This is a genomic window from Nocardia violaceofusca NBRC 14427, assembly GCF_963869435.1.
GTDB classification, from domain to species: domain Bacteria; phylum Actinomycetota; class Actinomycetes; order Mycobacteriales; family Mycobacteriaceae; genus Nocardia; species Nocardia aobensis.
Genome location: NZ_CAWMPM010000042.1, coordinates 69879 through 86111 on the forward strand (window position 1 = coordinate 69879; position 16233 = coordinate 86111).

Below are 16233 nucleotides of genomic sequence, written 5' to 3' on the forward strand. Positions count from 1 at the left end.
AGCAGTCAACAATCTGCATACGTGTCGACCCCTATCGAATCGGCTATACTCCAGGCCTTCTCGACGAGGACATCGATGGGATCGAATGTTCGCGTCGCCTGGCCCGCCATGTTCCACGGGTCGTTGATCGCGCCGCCCAGCACTCCTTCGCCGATGATCGCGAGCTTCCACAACCCGAATGCATGCCAGTACTGCAACACGGCCGGGTCGCGCCCGGTCTCGTCCAAATACACCCGTGCGATCTCAGCTCGCGTAGGAAACCCCGCCAATGTCGACGGCTCGAAGTCGCCGCCCATGGTCTCTCCCGGTTCGGGCCAGTAGGTGAGCAGGGCGCCCATATCCGCCACCGGGTCACCCCCATCCGATAGTTCCCAGTCCACTACCGCCGCGACTTCTCCGGTGGTTCTGGAGAAGATCACGTTGGGGAAGTGGAAGTCACCGTGCACCAGGCCGGCCTCGTGTTGCTCGGGCGCAGCGGCGACCAGCCGACGCGTGAGCGCGTCCAACAGCGGGACCTCACGCCTCTTGGACCGTTCCCATTGCGCGGACCACCATGCCAGTTGGTGATGAACATAGGGTTGCTTGCTCGCCAGATTCTGCAGGCCCACCCGCGTGAGATCGACGGCCGCTATCTTGGCGAGAGTTCGCGGCATCGATAGAGCGATACCGTGGCGTTGTCGATGCGTCAGCGCCTCGGCCGCGTTCATCCTGTCCACGACCAGCCCTTCGACGAATTCCATCAGCACCAGCGGTTCGCCGTGACGGGTTGTCACGCCGATGATTCGAGGCACGGCGACACCGGTGTCCGTCAGCGCGGAGATGATCCGAGCCTCGCCCACCACACCGTGGGCCGACGCTCCCGGGCGCCCGCGTGGCGGCCGGCGCAGCACCCAGGCCCGGCCTACCGCATCGGTGATCCGATAGGTGAGATTCGACTGCCCGAGGCCGATCCGGCGACACCGCAACGGAGCCGCGTGTTCCACGCCGAGATCGACCAGCCAGCGCACCACCACCGCCGGATCGATACCGGCGATGTCATCTGCGCCATCCATCGGACTCGTCTTGTCGTATGCGGTCGGTGCCGTAGCCGTCACGGCTCACCGCGGTCTCGGCCGGAGCCGCCGGGTGCCCCGAGACTGTCGAGGATTACCATCGCCGCACGTTCGACGTGGCGCTGTCGGCGCTCGTCGACGACGTCCTGAATGTCCAACGCCCAGTGCGCTTCGAACAGGCACACCAGCGCGTATGCCGCGGCCGAGACATCCTCGCCGGACACCTCGGGATAGCGTTCGGCCAACGCAGCTTCCAACTCGGGCAGCCAACGCTCGGTCCACAGGTCGTGCAGGCGCCGGCGCACCGCCGGATCCCTGGCGCTCAAGGCCACCAACTCGGCCCACACCACCATGTCGTCGCGGCTGCGGTAGGCGCCGGGAGCGTAGGCCGCCGTGACACGCTGCCGCAGCGGTAGATCAGCATGACGGCGCACGATCTCGGTACCCATCGCACCGACGACGTGATCGATGAACGCGCCGATCAACTCGTCGCGAGATCCGAAGTAGTGCAACACCAGCGTGCGTTGCAGACCGGCGGCTTCGGCGACCTTCGAAAAGGTGACACCGGCCAGGCCGTCCCGCACGACGACGGCGTATGCGGCTTCGAGTATCTCCGGAATCCGTTCCTTCGCCTTGCTCGGCCGCCCGACTTGATTTACCGTCATGACAGTTAATTTATCAGGGAAGCGCCATTCGTGTACGGAGGCCCGCCCTCGCCGACGCCCGCCAGCGTCCGCCGGGCTCGGTCATGCCGGCACGGACGGCCTCCCGCACATTGCCGATGGCCGCACGGAAGACGTCGTGCGCCATGCACATGCCGATTTCCGGCGCGATAGAGCACGACTGCGCCGCAAGTGTTTCTCCCGCCCGACCGTGGCGGGCCGATCGAGAGGTGAGGGTCCGGTGGGCCATTACAAGAGCAACGTCCGCGATCTGGAGTTCAACCTGCTCGAGGTCTACGGCCTCGACGCTGTACTGGATTCCGGGGCCTTCGGCGAACTGGACAGCGAGACCGTGCGGACGATGCTGGCCGAGGCCGCCCGTCTGGCCGAGGGGCCGGTAGCAGAGCCTTTTGCCGAAACCGACCGTAACCCACCGGTTTTCGACCGGGAGTCGCACTCGGTACGCATCCCGGAACCGTTCAAGCGGGCAGTCCGGGCGTGGCAGGACGCGCAGTGGTGGCGGATCGCCCAAAGCGAGACAGTCGGTGGTGTGCCCGCACCGTCGATGCTGAACTGGGCGATCAGAGAACAGGTCCTCGGCGCCCAGCCCGCGGCCTACATGTACCTGAGTGGTCCCTTGACGGCGAACGTACTCGCCGACATCGGCACCGAACAACAGCGGCGATGGGCAGCGAAAGCTGTTGAGCGCAACTGGGGCGCGACGATGGTGCTGACCGAACCCGACGCCGGCTCCGATGTCGGGGCGGGCCGCACCACAGCGACCGAACAGCCCGACGGCTCCTGGCATCTCGAGGGCGTCAAGCGCTTCATCACCTCGGCCGACTCCGACGACCTTTTCGAGAACATCATGCATCTGGTGCTGGCCCGGCCCCAGGGCGCCGCGCCCGGCACCAAGGGACTGAGCCTGTTCCTCGTCCCCAAATTCCACTTCGACCACGACACCTGCGAACCCGGCGCACGCAACGGCGTCTTCGTCACCAACGTCGAGCACAAAATGGGACTCAAGGCGTCGGCTACCTGTGAAGTGACCTTCGGCGGATACGGTATCCCCGCGGTCGGCTACCTGGTCGGCGAGGTCCACAGTGGCATCGCCCAGATGTTCAAGATCATCGAAGAAGCACGAATGATGGTCGGCACCAAAGCCATCGCGACACTGTCGACCGGCTACCTCAACGCGCTCGACTACGCGAAAACCAGAGTCCAAGGCACCGACGCGGCCCGAGCCACGGACAAGACGGCACCGAAGGTAACCATCATCCATCACGCCGATGTACGCCGCTCTCTGATGATGCAGAAGGCCTACGCCGAGGGATTGCGATCGATCTACCTCTATGCCGCCGGCCACCAGGATCCCGCCGTCGCCCGCCACATCTCCGGCGCCGACGCCGACCTCGCCGCCCGCGTCAACGACCTCCTCTTGCCCATCGTCAAAGGCGTCGGCTCCGAACGCGCCTACCAGTACCTCACCGAATCTCTGCAAATCTTCGGTGGTTCCGGATTTCTGCAGGACTATCCGATCGAGCAGTACATTCGCGACGCCAAGATCGACTCCCTCTACGAAGGCACCACCGCGATCCAGGCCCAGGACTTCTTCTTCCGAAAGATTGCCCGCGACAACGGCATCGCCCTGACGCACGTCCTCGGCCAGGTCCACGCCACCGTCGGATCCGACTCCGACCACGGGCGGCTGAAGAACGAGAAGATACTGCTCAGCCACGCCCTCGAGGATGTACAAGAGATCATCGGCAAACTCACCACCCATCTCCTGGACGCCGTCGAACAACCACGCGAGCTTTACAGAATCGGCCTGAACTCCGTCCGATTCCTGCTCGCCGTCGGCGACCTGCTGGTGGCATGGCGCCTCATCGTCGCCGCCGAAACCGCCCTCACCGCAATCGAAACCGGACAGGACACCCCGTTCTATGCCGGCAAGGTCGCAGTAGCCTCGTTCTTCGCCCACTCCGTCCTTCCCCACGTCACCGCCGAACTGGCAGTGGTGTCAGGCACGGATCTGACCGCGATGGATCTCGATGAAGCGGGATTCTGACAGAGAACAGTCACCACTTCTCCGAACTTCGAGATCCGCGCACCGAACTCACGCGATACAAGTGGACCACCACAATCACCGAACTACAGTTGGTATTCCGCTTCAAACGACCAGACGGCCGCCACGAAACTCGTGACACCACATCGGAGAAGTGGTCGTTCCGATCCTCAGCAGGTTGAGAACGCTTCTGTAGTGTTCGACGTCGCCCCGGATGCGCTGGGCATAAGGTGAACACGTCGTCGTCGCCCCTTGGCCGTATATCGGTGTGCGAAACGCGCTGATGTTGGCAAAGCGCCTTTCATCGTGGCGCGGCGCGGGGAATGATCAAGCGGTCGTTGATCGATTGCGCGCGCCGACCCATCTCACCTGATCGGCGGTCTCGCGCAGCGCATCCCAGTCAGTGTCGTGGTGACGTTCCTGCTCGCCATAGCCCGTGTACGAGTAGACCTGCCAGGAAGACCGCGACACTGACATGAGCCACAGCCGATGATCCGGCCGGGTCTCGCGGCCGATTTACCGATATGACTCTCGCACTCGCCCTACCGGTGGTCGCCACCGCGACCGACCCGAGCCTGCTCCTCGACTTCGTCAGCATCATCATCGCCGACCACCTCGACCGCGGCGAATCCACCTGCGACTACACGATGGAACCGTGAGCATCCTCCTCCCGGTACCGCGGCGCGACTGGGCGACGGCCACGCTCGTCACGCCTCGTCACTGTGCCGCAGTCAAAGTCCGGGTCGTCCCCTCCGCATCGAGTTCGACGTACGGGACTGCCACATGTGCGCCCGGCCACTCAGCGCTGACGAACACCACGACGTGCCATAGCCCGTGCGCGCCACCCACGCGAAGCACGACCTTTGTCGAGAACCTATCACCACGCACGAATCAGCTACTCACACAATCACCCATATAGCCTCTCCCCCACTCACCACATATCACTCACCCACATATCTCCCCCTCACACCACGCATTCACACACCCACTTCCCCCCCATATCCACACACCACATGCAGACCTCTTGCACACTGGCTGAGAATTTCCTTACGACCTGCCGAAACGCTGAAATTTGATACAAACTACCTCCCTTCCAGCCCTCGCATCCCGAATACCGTTGGGTGTCTGATGGATACGTGACAGCGACGCTGCACAAAATCCTCGCCGGCACCAGCTACCTGTACTACCAACGCCAGGTCGCCGCCGCCGACGCCACCGACCTCGGTAACTCCAGCCTGGCCGACTACTACTCCACCCGCGGCGAAGCACCGGGAACCTGGCACGGCAGCGGCCTCGCCACCCTTGACATCTCACCCGGCGACCAAGTCACCGAGGACCAGATGCGATGCCTGTTCGGGGAAGGTCGCCACCCCAACGCCACCGCCATCGAATACCAGATCGTCACGGACGCGATCGACAAGGGCGCCAAACCCAAAGACGCCGTCCACGCCGCCAAACAGGCCAGTCGACTCGGCAAAGCCTTCCCCGCCCGCCACGGCGACAACCAATTCCGCACCCGATGCGCCCAGGCCTACCGTGACCACAACCTCTCCCACGGCCTCGATGCGAACGCCGCCATCGCTGAAGACCTCCGTGCGCAGATCCGGACCGATGTCGCGACAGCGATGTTCGTCGAGAACTACGACCGCGCACCGCTCGACGATCGCGAACTGTCCGGGTTCGTCGCCCGCATCTCCCGCCCCCAATCGACCGCGGTGGCGGGGTTCGACATCACCTTCTCCCCCGTCAAAAGTGTGTCCGCGCTGTGGGCCATCGCCCCCAAAACCATCGCAGATGCGATCCAGGCCGCCCACAATGCCGCCGTCGACGACGCCATCTCATGGTTGGAGAACAACGCCACCTACACCCGCCTCGGCGCCCGCGGGGTACGGCAAGTCGACGTCGAAGGACTCGTTGCCGCGCGCTTCACCCACCGCGAATCCCGCTCCGGTGACCCCGATCTGCATACCCACATGCTCATCGCCAACCGGGTACGCGCCCTCGACGGCAAATGGCGCACCCTCGATGCCACCCACATCTACCGCAACCTCGTCGTGGTCAGCGAGATCTACAACACCCGCCTCGAACACCACCTCGAAACCAGCCTCGGCATACAGTTCACCGAACGCCCCGCACCCACACCGAACAAGCGACCCATCCGCGAAATCACCGGCATCCCACTCGAGTTGATCCGCCACTGGTCACGCCGCGACGCCGCCATCACCGACCGACTCGGCTCGCTCGCAGTGTCGTTCCAGCACCAGCTCGGACGGGAGCCGACCCCGAAAGAGCTGTTCGCTCTCGCAGAGCGTGCCACCCTCGAGACCCGCCCCGCCAAACACCTCTCCCGCTCCTACGCCCAGCAACGCCACGACTGGCACCACGACGCAGCGACACTGCTCCGCGGGTCGGACGCGGTCGATGACACCGTCTCCTCGGTGCTCGATCGCCCAACAGGCACTCGTCCGACGATCGACCAGGCGTGGATTTCTCGCACCGCCGACGAGGTCATCGCCGTCGTTTCCGGGCAACGCTCGGTGTGGCAACACCACCACATCCGCGCCGAAACCGAACGCCAAACCCGCGGCCAACTACACCCGAACCATTGGCCCAACGTAGTGGAAGCCGTCGTCCGGGAAGCCTTATCGCCCACCAGATCCCTCGCCCGCGGCGACCCGGACATCAACGCCGAACCTGTCCTTCAACACTCACCTGAGGTCCTCCGACGCCGCGACGGCACCAGTTTCTACACCGTTCCCGGCAGCCGGACCTACACTTCCGCGCGTCGGCTCGGCACCGAACAACGCCTCCTCGACCTCTCGATACAGCCCGGCGCCCGCGCACTTCCCGCCGATGTCATCGCCGACGCGATCCATTCCTACAACACCGACCCCGCCAATCTCGGCAAGCAGTTGAACGCGGGACAGGTCGCAGTCGTCACCGAATTCGCGTCCTCACCCCTACGGATCGCGGTCGCAAATGCGCCCGCCGGCACCGGAAAAACCACCGCGATGCGCGTGCTCGTCAACGCCTGGCGGGCCTCCGGCGGCACCGTCCTCGGCCTCGCCCCCACCGCAGCCGCAGCCGCAATCCTCGCCGAAAACACCGGCATCCGAGTTGAAACCGTCGACCGCCTCCTCCACATCCTCGACCAGCACGTACCCGCCCCAAAGCCGTTTTCCGACTCGACATATCCGCCGCCGTTACCGGAATGGCTGCTGCAGATCGACGCCCGCACGCTGGTGGTCGTCGACGAGCACGTCAAGCTCGGCGACGACAAACGGCTGCGGCTGTTCGAATTCCTCACCACCCGCGACGCGACCATCCGATGCCTCGGCGACGACAAACAACTGCCCCCCATCGAACCCGGCGGCACCGGCATCAACACAACCCAGGGCGCCGAAACACCCACTCTGACCGAGGTCGTGCGCTTCGTCTCCCCGGCCGAAGCCCGCGCAAGCCTGATGCTGCGCGACGGCGATCCCGCCGCACTCGGGTTCTACCTCGACCACCAACGCATCCACTCCGGAAGCCCAGCCGCGGTCGCCGACAAGGCCTACAGCGCATGGTTCGCCGACCACCACCACGGCCGTAACACACTCATGCTCGCCACCACCCACGACATCGTCACCGAACTCAACACCCGCGCCCGCACCGACCGCCTCACCCGAACCACCGACGACCCCGGCCCAGAAGTGGTCCTCGCCGACGGCCTCGCTGCCTCGGCCGGCGACATCATCTGCACCCGACGCAACAACCCCCGCCTCCCCGTCGGCGACACCGACTGGGTCCGCAACGGCTACCGCTGGACCATCACCACCGTCCACCCCGACGGCAGCCTCACCGCCACACACCACACCAACAACGGAAAACCCGGCGCCACAACACTCCTGCCCGTCGACTACGTCGCCGAACACGTCCGCCTCGGCTACGCCCTCACCCTCGACTCCGCCCAAGGAATCACCACCGACACCTGCCACACCGTGCTCACGGGCCGCGAATCACGCAACCAGCTCTACGTCGCCCTCACCCGCGGCATCCACACCAACCACGCCTACATCCCCACCACCGCCGACCACAGCGAAGCCTCCCCCTGGACAGAACCCGCGCTCTTTCCCCGCACCAGCACCGAAGTCCTGCAACACATCCTCGCCCGCGACGCCACCCACACCAGCGCCCATAACCACCTCCGCGACACCCTCAACCCCCACAAACGACTCGGCCCCGCCATCGACACCTACCTCGACGCCACCGGCATCGCCATCGAACACACCCTCGGCCCCGACACCCTCCACCACATCGACACCGCCGCCGACAACCTTCACCCAGGACTCACCGACGCACCCGCCTACACCGTCCTGCGCCACCACCTCGCCACCCTCGCCCTCACCGGACACGACCCCATCCACGCCCTCCACACCGCAGCCGCCCAACGAGAACTCGACACCGCCCACGACCCCGCCGCCGTCCTCGACTGGCGCCTCGACACCACCGGAACACACTCCACCCAGCCCGGACCACTGCCCTGGACACCCCGACACCCCCACCACATCACCGACACCCCGCTCAGGGAACACCTCGACGCACGCGCCCGAATCATCACCACCCTCACCCAACAAATCACCAGCGACACCAGAACATGGACACCCTCGACCGCCCCACCATGGGCACAACCACTACTCGAAAACCCCTCCCTCGTAGCAGAACTCGCCGTCTGGCGCGCAGCCCACCACATCCCCGACACCGACCTGCGCCCCACTGGACCACGCCGCTACCCCACCACCGAACGCCATCATCAACACCGGCTCGACACCCACGTCACCGACGCCTTCGGCGATCTCCACACCGCCACCCACACCTGGTCCGCACTCGCCAAACGCATCGACATCCGAATCACCACCGACCCCTGGTGGCCCACACTCGCCCAACACCTCGACACCGCCGCCGACGCCGGCCACGACATCGAAGCCCTCCTCACCAGCGCCGCCGCACAGCGTCCCCTCCCCGACGACATGCCCGCCGCAGCTCTCTGGCACCGCCTCGAACTCCGTGATCCGTCGACAGGGATAGCACCAGAGGTTCAATCGGAAGCCGTTCCGCCGGACGATGTTTCGACCGTCCAGGGCGCGAAGATTCAGGCAGCGATCGACATTGCCGTGGCAGCAAGCACAGACCGACTCGAAACGCCGCTCTGGCCAGATGTGTCCGGCCCCGATCAAGGGCTCGGATACGACCTTGATCTGTGACCAGGGGCAACGTGCCGATCCCGCACGGCGAGAGCGATCAAGCACGTGTGGCAGATGACGCACCCATCGAAACACTCAGCCGATATTGTTCCGCCTCGGGCTCGGCTGTGAATTCGATGAGGTGTCCGGCGATTTCGGCTAGCTGGTCTTTGACCTCAAGCGGTGTGGCATAAAAGAACTCTCGCCGGAGATTGATGCGATTGACTCGGCGGTCCGCGAACCGCCGATGAAGTTCTGCCTCGACCGTCACGGCGTCCTCCGAGAAGAACAGAGCGTGGACATCGAACCAGAAGGGCACTGACGCGTCACCGAGTTCGCGCACGCGGTCCATAGGCTCGAGGCGACGAGTAAGGCCGATTTTGACGATTCCAGGGCCGAAGGCTCCGAGGTTGCTGATGACATAGACGTAACCTGCTCGGATGTTTGCGATCCGGTAGTCGTTACGTTCGATGGCTGCATCGACGTCAGCGAGCTTCGCTTCGATGTCCTGACGGTTTGGATCTGACGTATCGAGCGCCGCGAGCACGTTCACATAGTGTCGGCGCTGCTTATCGAGTCGTTCTCGCTCGGCTTCGAGCTCCTTCTGGGCGAGCGCTTCCTCTCGAAGTCGTACCCGCTCTTCGCGTGCGGCGTCCCTTTCTTCCTGCTTCTTCATCAGGAACTCGGCGGTGAGAGTGAGTTCTTCGACGCGCAGGTCGTGGTAGCCGGGACTGACACGCATGTCCATCATCGCGCCGAGCCGGGCAACTGCTGCCGCTGACTTCTCCAACCGGGTGATCGCTGCCCGAAGGTTGCCTGCCTTGACATAGCGGACGCAGTTCTCGGCTTCGGCGTTGTATGCGCGCAGCATCAACTGGGCCAGGTCGCTGGTCATCTTCTTCCCCTTGGCAAGGGAGTTGTCATAGATGAACCCCGGCGATGTCTCGATCGCGGCCTTGTTTCGGATCATTTCTTTGAGCTCACCGCGAAGTTTCGCGAGATGTTCGCTGTATGCGGTGGAGTCTTCGAGCGGGTGTTGATATGTGTAGAACCCCGCGGCCACGAGGTCAGCATCGCTCTGATCTTCGCTCTGTTGCAAGCGAACTCGCAGATCGTGGTTCTCCGCTCGGAGGCGGATCAGTTCAGTAGACGGGTCGTGGACTGGGTCGGGGGTCATCGCCGGACTCCGCTGGACGTTGCGATCGGGGTCAGCGCGAACGGATTCTTCGAGACGAGGGCGCGAAGGCCTGTCAGGGCGGCCGCTGGCTCGACTTCGGCCAGATTCAGGTGCAGGAACTGCTCACGCGACACCGCTGCGGCGACGAAAGGTACCTCGGCCGGATGACCCGTTGCAGGATCGGTAGCGACAGTGGCCACGGTCATGGAGATGGATTCGATGCGCTCGGCCCGGTCTGCCTCGAAGATTTCGTGCAGAGTACGCAGAGCCACCGAGGTCACCGCCGTGTTGTAACGCAGTCGCTGATCCTTCTGCGACAGGGGCGTTTCCCTGATCTCGTCCGACGCGGCGATGTATTTGACCTGCTTGATCGAGGGTATCGAGTCGGGCGCGGGCACAGTGACCGACAGGGTGAGTTCCCGTAGCTCGCCGTCGAAGGTGTAGTCGTAGTCGACGGGAAACTCGTCCGGATACGTCGAGTTGGACAGCACGATCCCGACATATTCGTCGATGGCAGCCGGCTGGTCAGCAGCTAGCCGAGCGATGAGGTCGTCGACACGGGCGTTGTGTTCCGCGATAGCGGCCTCGCGCTGTCGGCACTGTTCCTCGTAGTCCGCGCGAGCCCGGCTGAGCCGCTCTTGGCGCACGACTTCCAAGCCCTGATGCTCGGCTTGCAACCGCTGATTCTGAGCAGGAATGTCGACCTGCACATGGTGCAGCCACGCAGCATGCGCCTGCTGCCACTGTTGGTGCGCAGCCGCGACCTGCTGTTCGTACTTGCTCTTTCCGAACAGCTTTCCCAACCCGGCCGGTTCGGGTGGCGGCGTGAACTGCGGCTCAGGTGGCGCCTGCACCCACGCCGGATGAGGGACAGGCGTAGCCAACGCCCCAGGAGCGAACTCAGGATGTTCAGCGGTGCGACGAAGCGACTCGAGATCTACATAGTCGTCAATGTCGAGGGTCGCATCCAATATGGTGTCGATCTGGTCGTAGATCTCCGCATATCGGGCCGTCGCGGCCTCTGCTTCGCTGACGCGCCGGTCACGATAAGCCCTCAGCGCCGCTGCTTCGGCTGCACGCCGCTCGCTCTCCTGCGCCCGCGACAATGCAGCGCGCGCCCGCTCCTCGCGTTGGCGAGCTCGCTCAGTCTCGCGAACTGCCTGGTTATGCGCGCGCACCGCCGCGGCGTGCTCCCGCTGCCGTCGCTGTTCAGCGACTCTCGCTTGATGTTGCAACTCCGCGAAAAAGCCCCGCCTGCGGCCCACCGTCGATCCGCCTCTCATCTAGCGAGCTCCTGGACGCACACTCCCAAGGTGCGCGAAACTTCTTGCCTCGCTATCTGATTGCAACCCCCAAAACGTTACGCGGACTCGCCGGTGGATCGGCACCTCCCCCGCCTGCCTCCATTCAAACGGGTCGAGGCCCCGGCTCCGACGCCACACATCGCCGTTGCCGAAGGCTGACGTCGTCGACGTCGATCTGCAGCGTCGGCGTGTCTATGGCTGGGGTGATATGTTCGCCGGCATGCCCAGCGCGGATGACAAGACTGTCGGCTTGGCCCTGGTCACCTACCAGAGTGCAGAAGATCTTCCCGGATTCCTCGAGACCCTGCCCGCGGCGGTGGAGCCGTACACCGTGGACGTGCTGGGCATCGACAATGTCTCCACCGACCGTAGCGCCGAGATCGTCGAAGAGTGCGGCGGTCGAGTTATCCGCAACACTCGCAACGTCGGGCTGGCAGCGGCGATCAATCAGGGCGCTGCGGCCACCGGCGGACAGTGGATCCTGGTCGCCAACCCCGACACGAAGCTGACCCCCGGGTCGATCGCAGCGCTCATCGACACAGCGAAGACCGATGACCGGATCGGCATGATCGGCCCCCGCATCCTGCGCCTCGACGGCCAACCGTACCCCAGCGGACGCCGTTTCCCGTCGCTCGCGGTCGGTATCGCACACGCATTGCTGGGCGGTATCTGGCCGAACAACCCGGCCACGCGCCGATACTTCGGCAACCCGGTCACCGAAGTCAGTGACGTGGACTGGATTTCGGGATGCTGCATGCTGTTTCGACGCGAAGCCTTCGAAGCAGTAGGTGGGTTCGACGACCGCTACTTCCTCTACTTCGAGGAAACCAAGATGGCCCTCGACATGCACCGCGGCGGGTGGCGCGTCGTGCTCGATCCGCGGGTCGAGATCCGCCACCGCGAGGGCGGCAGCATGCGGTCCGCACCGTTCCGGAAGGTCCGCTCCCACCACCGCAGCGCGCTACGGTTCTACTGCGACTATCACCAGGGTTCGCCCTGGATCGTGTTCGCACCGCTGGTCGCGGCCGGGCTTGTCGTGCGTGGGATAGCGGCGGTGGCGCGGACCGCGCTGCTGCAGCGAATAAAGGACCGCTAGACGAACGGCTGCTCGTCCAGGCCGACCCCGGCTTGGATGTCGGCGAGCAGTTTGTGAACGATCGCGTTGCCGGTGCGTGAGCTGGGCATGCATTGGGCGCAGTCGTCGCCTATTCGTCGCTGGTTCGAGGTGGCGATCACATTGAGGACGCGGGTGCGTTTGACGTTGCCGAGGTCGTAACCTGTTGTAGCGAAGCGTGGTTCGGCTTTCAGATCGCAGGGGGTCAGATGTCCGAAAGCTCCGATCGTGGGGCGGAACCAGCGACCGAGACACTCCGTGGTGCGTGATCGATCAGGCGTCAGGCCGTTGGCGAGCGCGACCAGCTCATCACCGATATCGATCCTGGTCGCACCACCAGCCCGGGCACGGACGGCCCTCAGCTGTCTACGAACGACCTCCAGTTGGGCGGGGTCGAGATCATCGGTGACATCGACTTCGTCTTTGCGGATGTCGAGCCAGTCGACGCCGAGGGCTTCGGCGAAGTCGGTCATCGCCTCGATCTGTGCGTGGTTGGCCTGCTGGACCACCATGCCGACGCCCAGTGCCGGGGTTTCTTGGCGTTCGTCGAGTAGCGCGCCGAGGTTGGCGGCGACTCGATCCAAGGCGTGTTGGCGTGGACGTGTGCCGGCGATGTGGTCGTAGGTGACCGGGTCGCAGGAATGCACCGAGAACCGTATCCGATGGCACCGCAGCAGCGCTGCGAACAATCTGGAGCCTGGCCGGGCTGCGAAACCTGTGGTGTAGACGTGGATTTCGAAACCGAGATCGGCCGCCCGACCGAGAATGTCGGGCAGGTCGGGGTTGATCAACGCCTCGCCGCCACCGGAGACAACGAGACGCCGCACGCCAGCCACGACGAGCTCGTCGAGCAGTCGGTGCCAGTCGTTGACGGTCATCAGACCACCGGTGTCCAGTTGCTTGGTGGCGTAGGTGAGTTCGGCCTGGTCCGACCACAGGCACATGCGGCACCGATAGTTGCAGGTGCCGCGGGTCGGATGGATCTCCACCGTGCCTGCCAGCACCGGCTCACGCGCCAGGATGCGCTGCGGAACATCGGGCCGTCGCAGCCATTCGGCCACCGTCGCCGCGGCGAACGCCGAGCGCAAACGGTGAGGGTAATAGAGCGACCTGACCAATTGCTGCAGTCCAGGATGCGTTCGCGCGAATCGATAGACGTCACGTACGGCAGAAACATCCAGGCCAACGTGTTCGGCGAGCGTCAGGGCTGGCGTGTGCGGGGCGGCAAGGTGGCAGACGAGCGCGGCGCGGACCGCGGTGTCTGCGGGTGCGTGATCGAGCACTTCGGTCGTCAGGCGAGCCAATTCGTCGTCGCTGCGGAGGAACCGGTAGGCCTTGTCTACCAAGGTGTTTTTCATGCGATCACCTTCGTCGCAGCAACGATTTCGGCCCATTCGCCGGGAGTCAGCAGCGTGATCAAGGATCGCGATCGGTCGAATGCCAGGATGATGCCGCTGGGGTGCCGCACGACGCGGTAGTTGTCTGGACTCGCGCTGATCTGTGCGGCGATGTCGGTGGTATCGGCGGGATTCTCCAGCAGCCAGTGTTGGTCGATGCTGCGGATGGGAATCAAGTCGGCCTTGAGAGCCGGTCCGTCGATGCGGCCGATCAGCTGTTCGGTCGTGTCTCTGCTCGCTGTGGCGCCGAGTTGAAACTTGTGCTGTGCCTCGACTTCTCGTGGAAGTTGGCGCGGGGTTCCCTGGTCCAGCAGCGTTTCGGCGTGTGCGAGAAGTTCGGCCACTGGTCGGGCGTGTACTGAGCCGAGGACTGCGTTGCCGACCATTTCGCGGCCCCAGGTGGCGGCCTGCAATCGGAACTCACCGTTCGGGCGGATGTTACAGAGGGTGTCTTTGACCTGCTCAGAGAGCTGTTGCAAGGTGATCGTGCGTGCGGGGTTGGTGGCCAACGGCCGGACGCCGGTCGCCGGCCACATGGAGTTGAACGTCAGATACAGACCCGCGGCTGCCAGTTCTCGATGGTGGCGATTCACCAATTCCTGCACGGCATGAAACTCGCTCTCTCGCAGGGCGAGCCGTGGATAGTGCGCCCGGGCCTGACCTGAATAGCTCGGCGCGCACAGATGATGCTGCGACGCGAGCCCGTTCACGGCAAGGAAAGCGCTCAACTCGACCATTTCCCGCCAATTATGTTGGTGGACAACGGTTATGACGGTGATCGGTTTGCCTGTCTGTTTCAGCGCGTGCAGGCCTTCCAACACTTTCGGTAGGTTCTTGCCACGGGCGGAACCGTGGACGTCATTGGTCGCGCCGTCCATGCTGGTGCAGATGCGGGTGAGATTCGACGCTGCCAGGCCGTCGATGATCGGTGAGGAGAGTTGGGTGGCGTTGGTGATCAGTGTCGAGGCTGTCCGGCGCAACAGATGTGTGGCTGCGAGGATGCCCGGCAAGCTGTGATGCAGGGTGATCTCACCGCCGGTGAGCACGACTTCGAGCACGCCGGCGTCTTCGGCGGCTTCCATCGCCGCCCACACTGCAGGCAGCGGCAACTGCTGCTGTCGCCACACCTCTCCGGGATGGCAGTACAGGCAGCGCAAGTTGCATTCGTTGACAGCGTCGATCACCAGCCGCACCAAGCGACCGACATCCTCGGGCGCGCATGGTCTGGTCTCGTTGATCATATTCCCTCCCTGAAGATTTCGAATTTTTGTGAATGTCTCGGCACGCCGAAACCGGGTTAAGGGAGTGCCCACAGGCGCTCGCATGGGAGCCGCGGGCACGTTCGAACCGGTGGTGCGAACGTCACGGTGTCGGGCCGGTGATAGGCGACCCAGTACTGGGCGAACCGGCGGGCCGCCGACTCGCAGGCAACGAACCTCAATTCCTGTCCGCGCAAGAGGCCGATTCGGACACGAAGCAACACATCCGGTTCGTTCGGAAGAGGCGAATCACACTGAGCTGCAGATCGTTCCGAAAAGTTCATGACGGCCTGCTAGGTCTTCTCCGTCGCAGTGCTACCAGTTACCGGATCGGCTTTTGCGGAAGCACCCGCCTCGCTTTCCAGGTCGGTAAGCCCGCCCAAGACGTCGAGCAAGGTTGTCAGACTCACGCCTTCAGGCAGTGAACCGCGGCCCTGGCGACGTGGGCGGAACGGCAAGCCCCGTGCGGCAGCTCGTTCACGCGGACTGTCCACCGGCGGGACGATCTTGCCCGCGCGAACGAGGCAGCTGTACGCGGTGGCTTTCCGCGGACATTCGAAGGCACGACAGTTCAAATGCTGCTGCATAATCAGGTGAGCTGACTCGACCGTGAGCGGATGTTCGGGGTGCGAATGCGTCGGGCCAGCGATGCCAGGCATGGCAACCGCCCAGGTCGCAGGCGGACTGACAGTCTCGAGGTCCAACATCTCGCACACCCGACTCGGTGTGTGATCGACAGTCTCGAGGTCGTAGACGACCACGGCGGCGGCGCTCGAGACGGACGCGATTCCGAGCGCGTAACCGACAGGATCGGGGATGTCCGCAGGCGCTCTCACGGTGTAGCTGTAGGCGTAGCCCATCTTCTCGGCGTGGCGGCGGATCTTATCGACATGTTCCGGCAGTCGCAGTCCCGATACGTCCGCGCGGACCAAGCCGACTGCTATTGGTTGCTGCTGTTCGGCCATACAGGCACTGTCT

At 64.2% G+C, this 16233-nt stretch carries 11 protein-coding genes; 4 read left to right on the forward strand and 7 right to left on the reverse strand.

Annotated elements, in window-relative coordinates; genetic code table 11:
- Positions 1–5: 5 nt before the first annotated feature.
- Positions 6–1052, reverse strand: coding sequence for a phosphotransferase family protein (locus AC5592_RS30670; protein ID WP_036511151.1), 1047 nt, complete (start codon positions 1050–1052; stop codon positions 6–8).
- Between the two features lie 38 nt (positions 1053–1090).
- Complete coding sequence (locus AC5592_RS30675) at positions 1091–1717, reverse strand: TetR/AcrR family transcriptional regulator (protein WP_051025642.1); 627 nt, start codon at positions 1715–1717, stop codon at positions 1091–1093.
- Positions 1718–1955: 238 nt separating this feature from the next.
- Between AC5592_RS30675 and AC5592_RS30680 the strand changes: the two genes are divergently transcribed.
- The 3 genes from AC5592_RS30680 (at position 1956) to mobF (ending at position 9025) form a co-directional block, all read left to right on the forward strand.
- A complete protein-coding gene (locus AC5592_RS30680; protein ID WP_063066211.1) occupies positions 1956–3782 on the forward strand; it encodes an acyl-CoA dehydrogenase in 1827 nt (608 codons plus the stop codon).
- 521 nt (positions 3783–4303) lie between these two features.
- Positions 4304–4438: a hypothetical protein gene (locus AC5592_RS30685; RefSeq protein ID WP_269750225.1), complete on the forward strand. Its 135-nt coding sequence runs from the start codon at positions 4304–4306 to the stop codon at positions 4436–4438.
- Positions 4439–4915: 477 nt separating this feature from the next.
- Positions 4916–9025, forward strand: a complete 4110-nt coding sequence (mobF, locus tag AC5592_RS30690; protein WP_063066212.1) for a MobF family relaxase — start codon at positions 4916–4918, stop codon at positions 9023–9025.
- Positions 9026–9062: 37 nt separating this feature from the next.
- On the opposite strand, the gene AC5592_RS30695 is transcribed toward mobF, so the two are convergent.
- Together AC5592_RS30695 and AC5592_RS30700 are read right to left on the reverse strand one after the other, a co-directional pair.
- Positions 9063–10181, reverse strand: coding sequence for an SNIPE associated domain-containing protein (locus AC5592_RS30695; RefSeq protein ID WP_084507430.1), 1119 nt, complete (start codon positions 10179–10181; stop codon positions 9063–9065).
- Positions 10178–11464, reverse strand: coding sequence for a hypothetical protein (locus AC5592_RS30700; RefSeq protein WP_157122337.1), 1287 nt, complete (start codon positions 11462–11464; stop codon positions 10178–10180). Before AC5592_RS30700 ends, AC5592_RS30695 begins: the two co-directional genes overlap by 4 nt.
- 241 nt (positions 11465–11705) lie before the next feature.
- On the opposite strand from AC5592_RS30700, the gene AC5592_RS30705 reads away from it, so the two are divergent.
- Positions 11706–12581, forward strand: a complete 876-nt coding sequence (locus AC5592_RS30705) for a glycosyltransferase family 2 protein (protein ID WP_063066224.1) — start codon at positions 11706–11708, stop codon at positions 12579–12581.
- Here AC5592_RS30705 and AC5592_RS30710 read toward each other — a convergent pair.
- The 3 genes from AC5592_RS30710 to AC5592_RS30720 form a co-directional block, all read right to left on the reverse strand.
- Positions 12578–13957, reverse strand: a complete 1380-nt coding sequence (locus AC5592_RS30710) for a radical SAM protein (protein ID WP_063066215.1) — start codon at positions 13955–13957, stop codon at positions 12578–12580. The genes AC5592_RS30705 and AC5592_RS30710 overlap by 4 nt on opposite strands.
- Positions 13954–15237, reverse strand: a complete 1284-nt coding sequence (locus AC5592_RS30715) for a radical SAM protein (protein WP_063066216.1) — start codon at positions 15235–15237, stop codon at positions 13954–13956. Before AC5592_RS30715 ends, AC5592_RS30710 begins: the two co-directional genes overlap by 4 nt.
- A gap of 311 nt (positions 15238–15548) precedes the next feature.
- Positions 15549–16220, reverse strand: a complete 672-nt coding sequence (locus tag AC5592_RS30720; protein ID WP_063066217.1) for a hypothetical protein — start codon at positions 16218–16220, stop codon at positions 15549–15551.
- Positions 16221–16233: the final 13 nt, after the last annotated feature.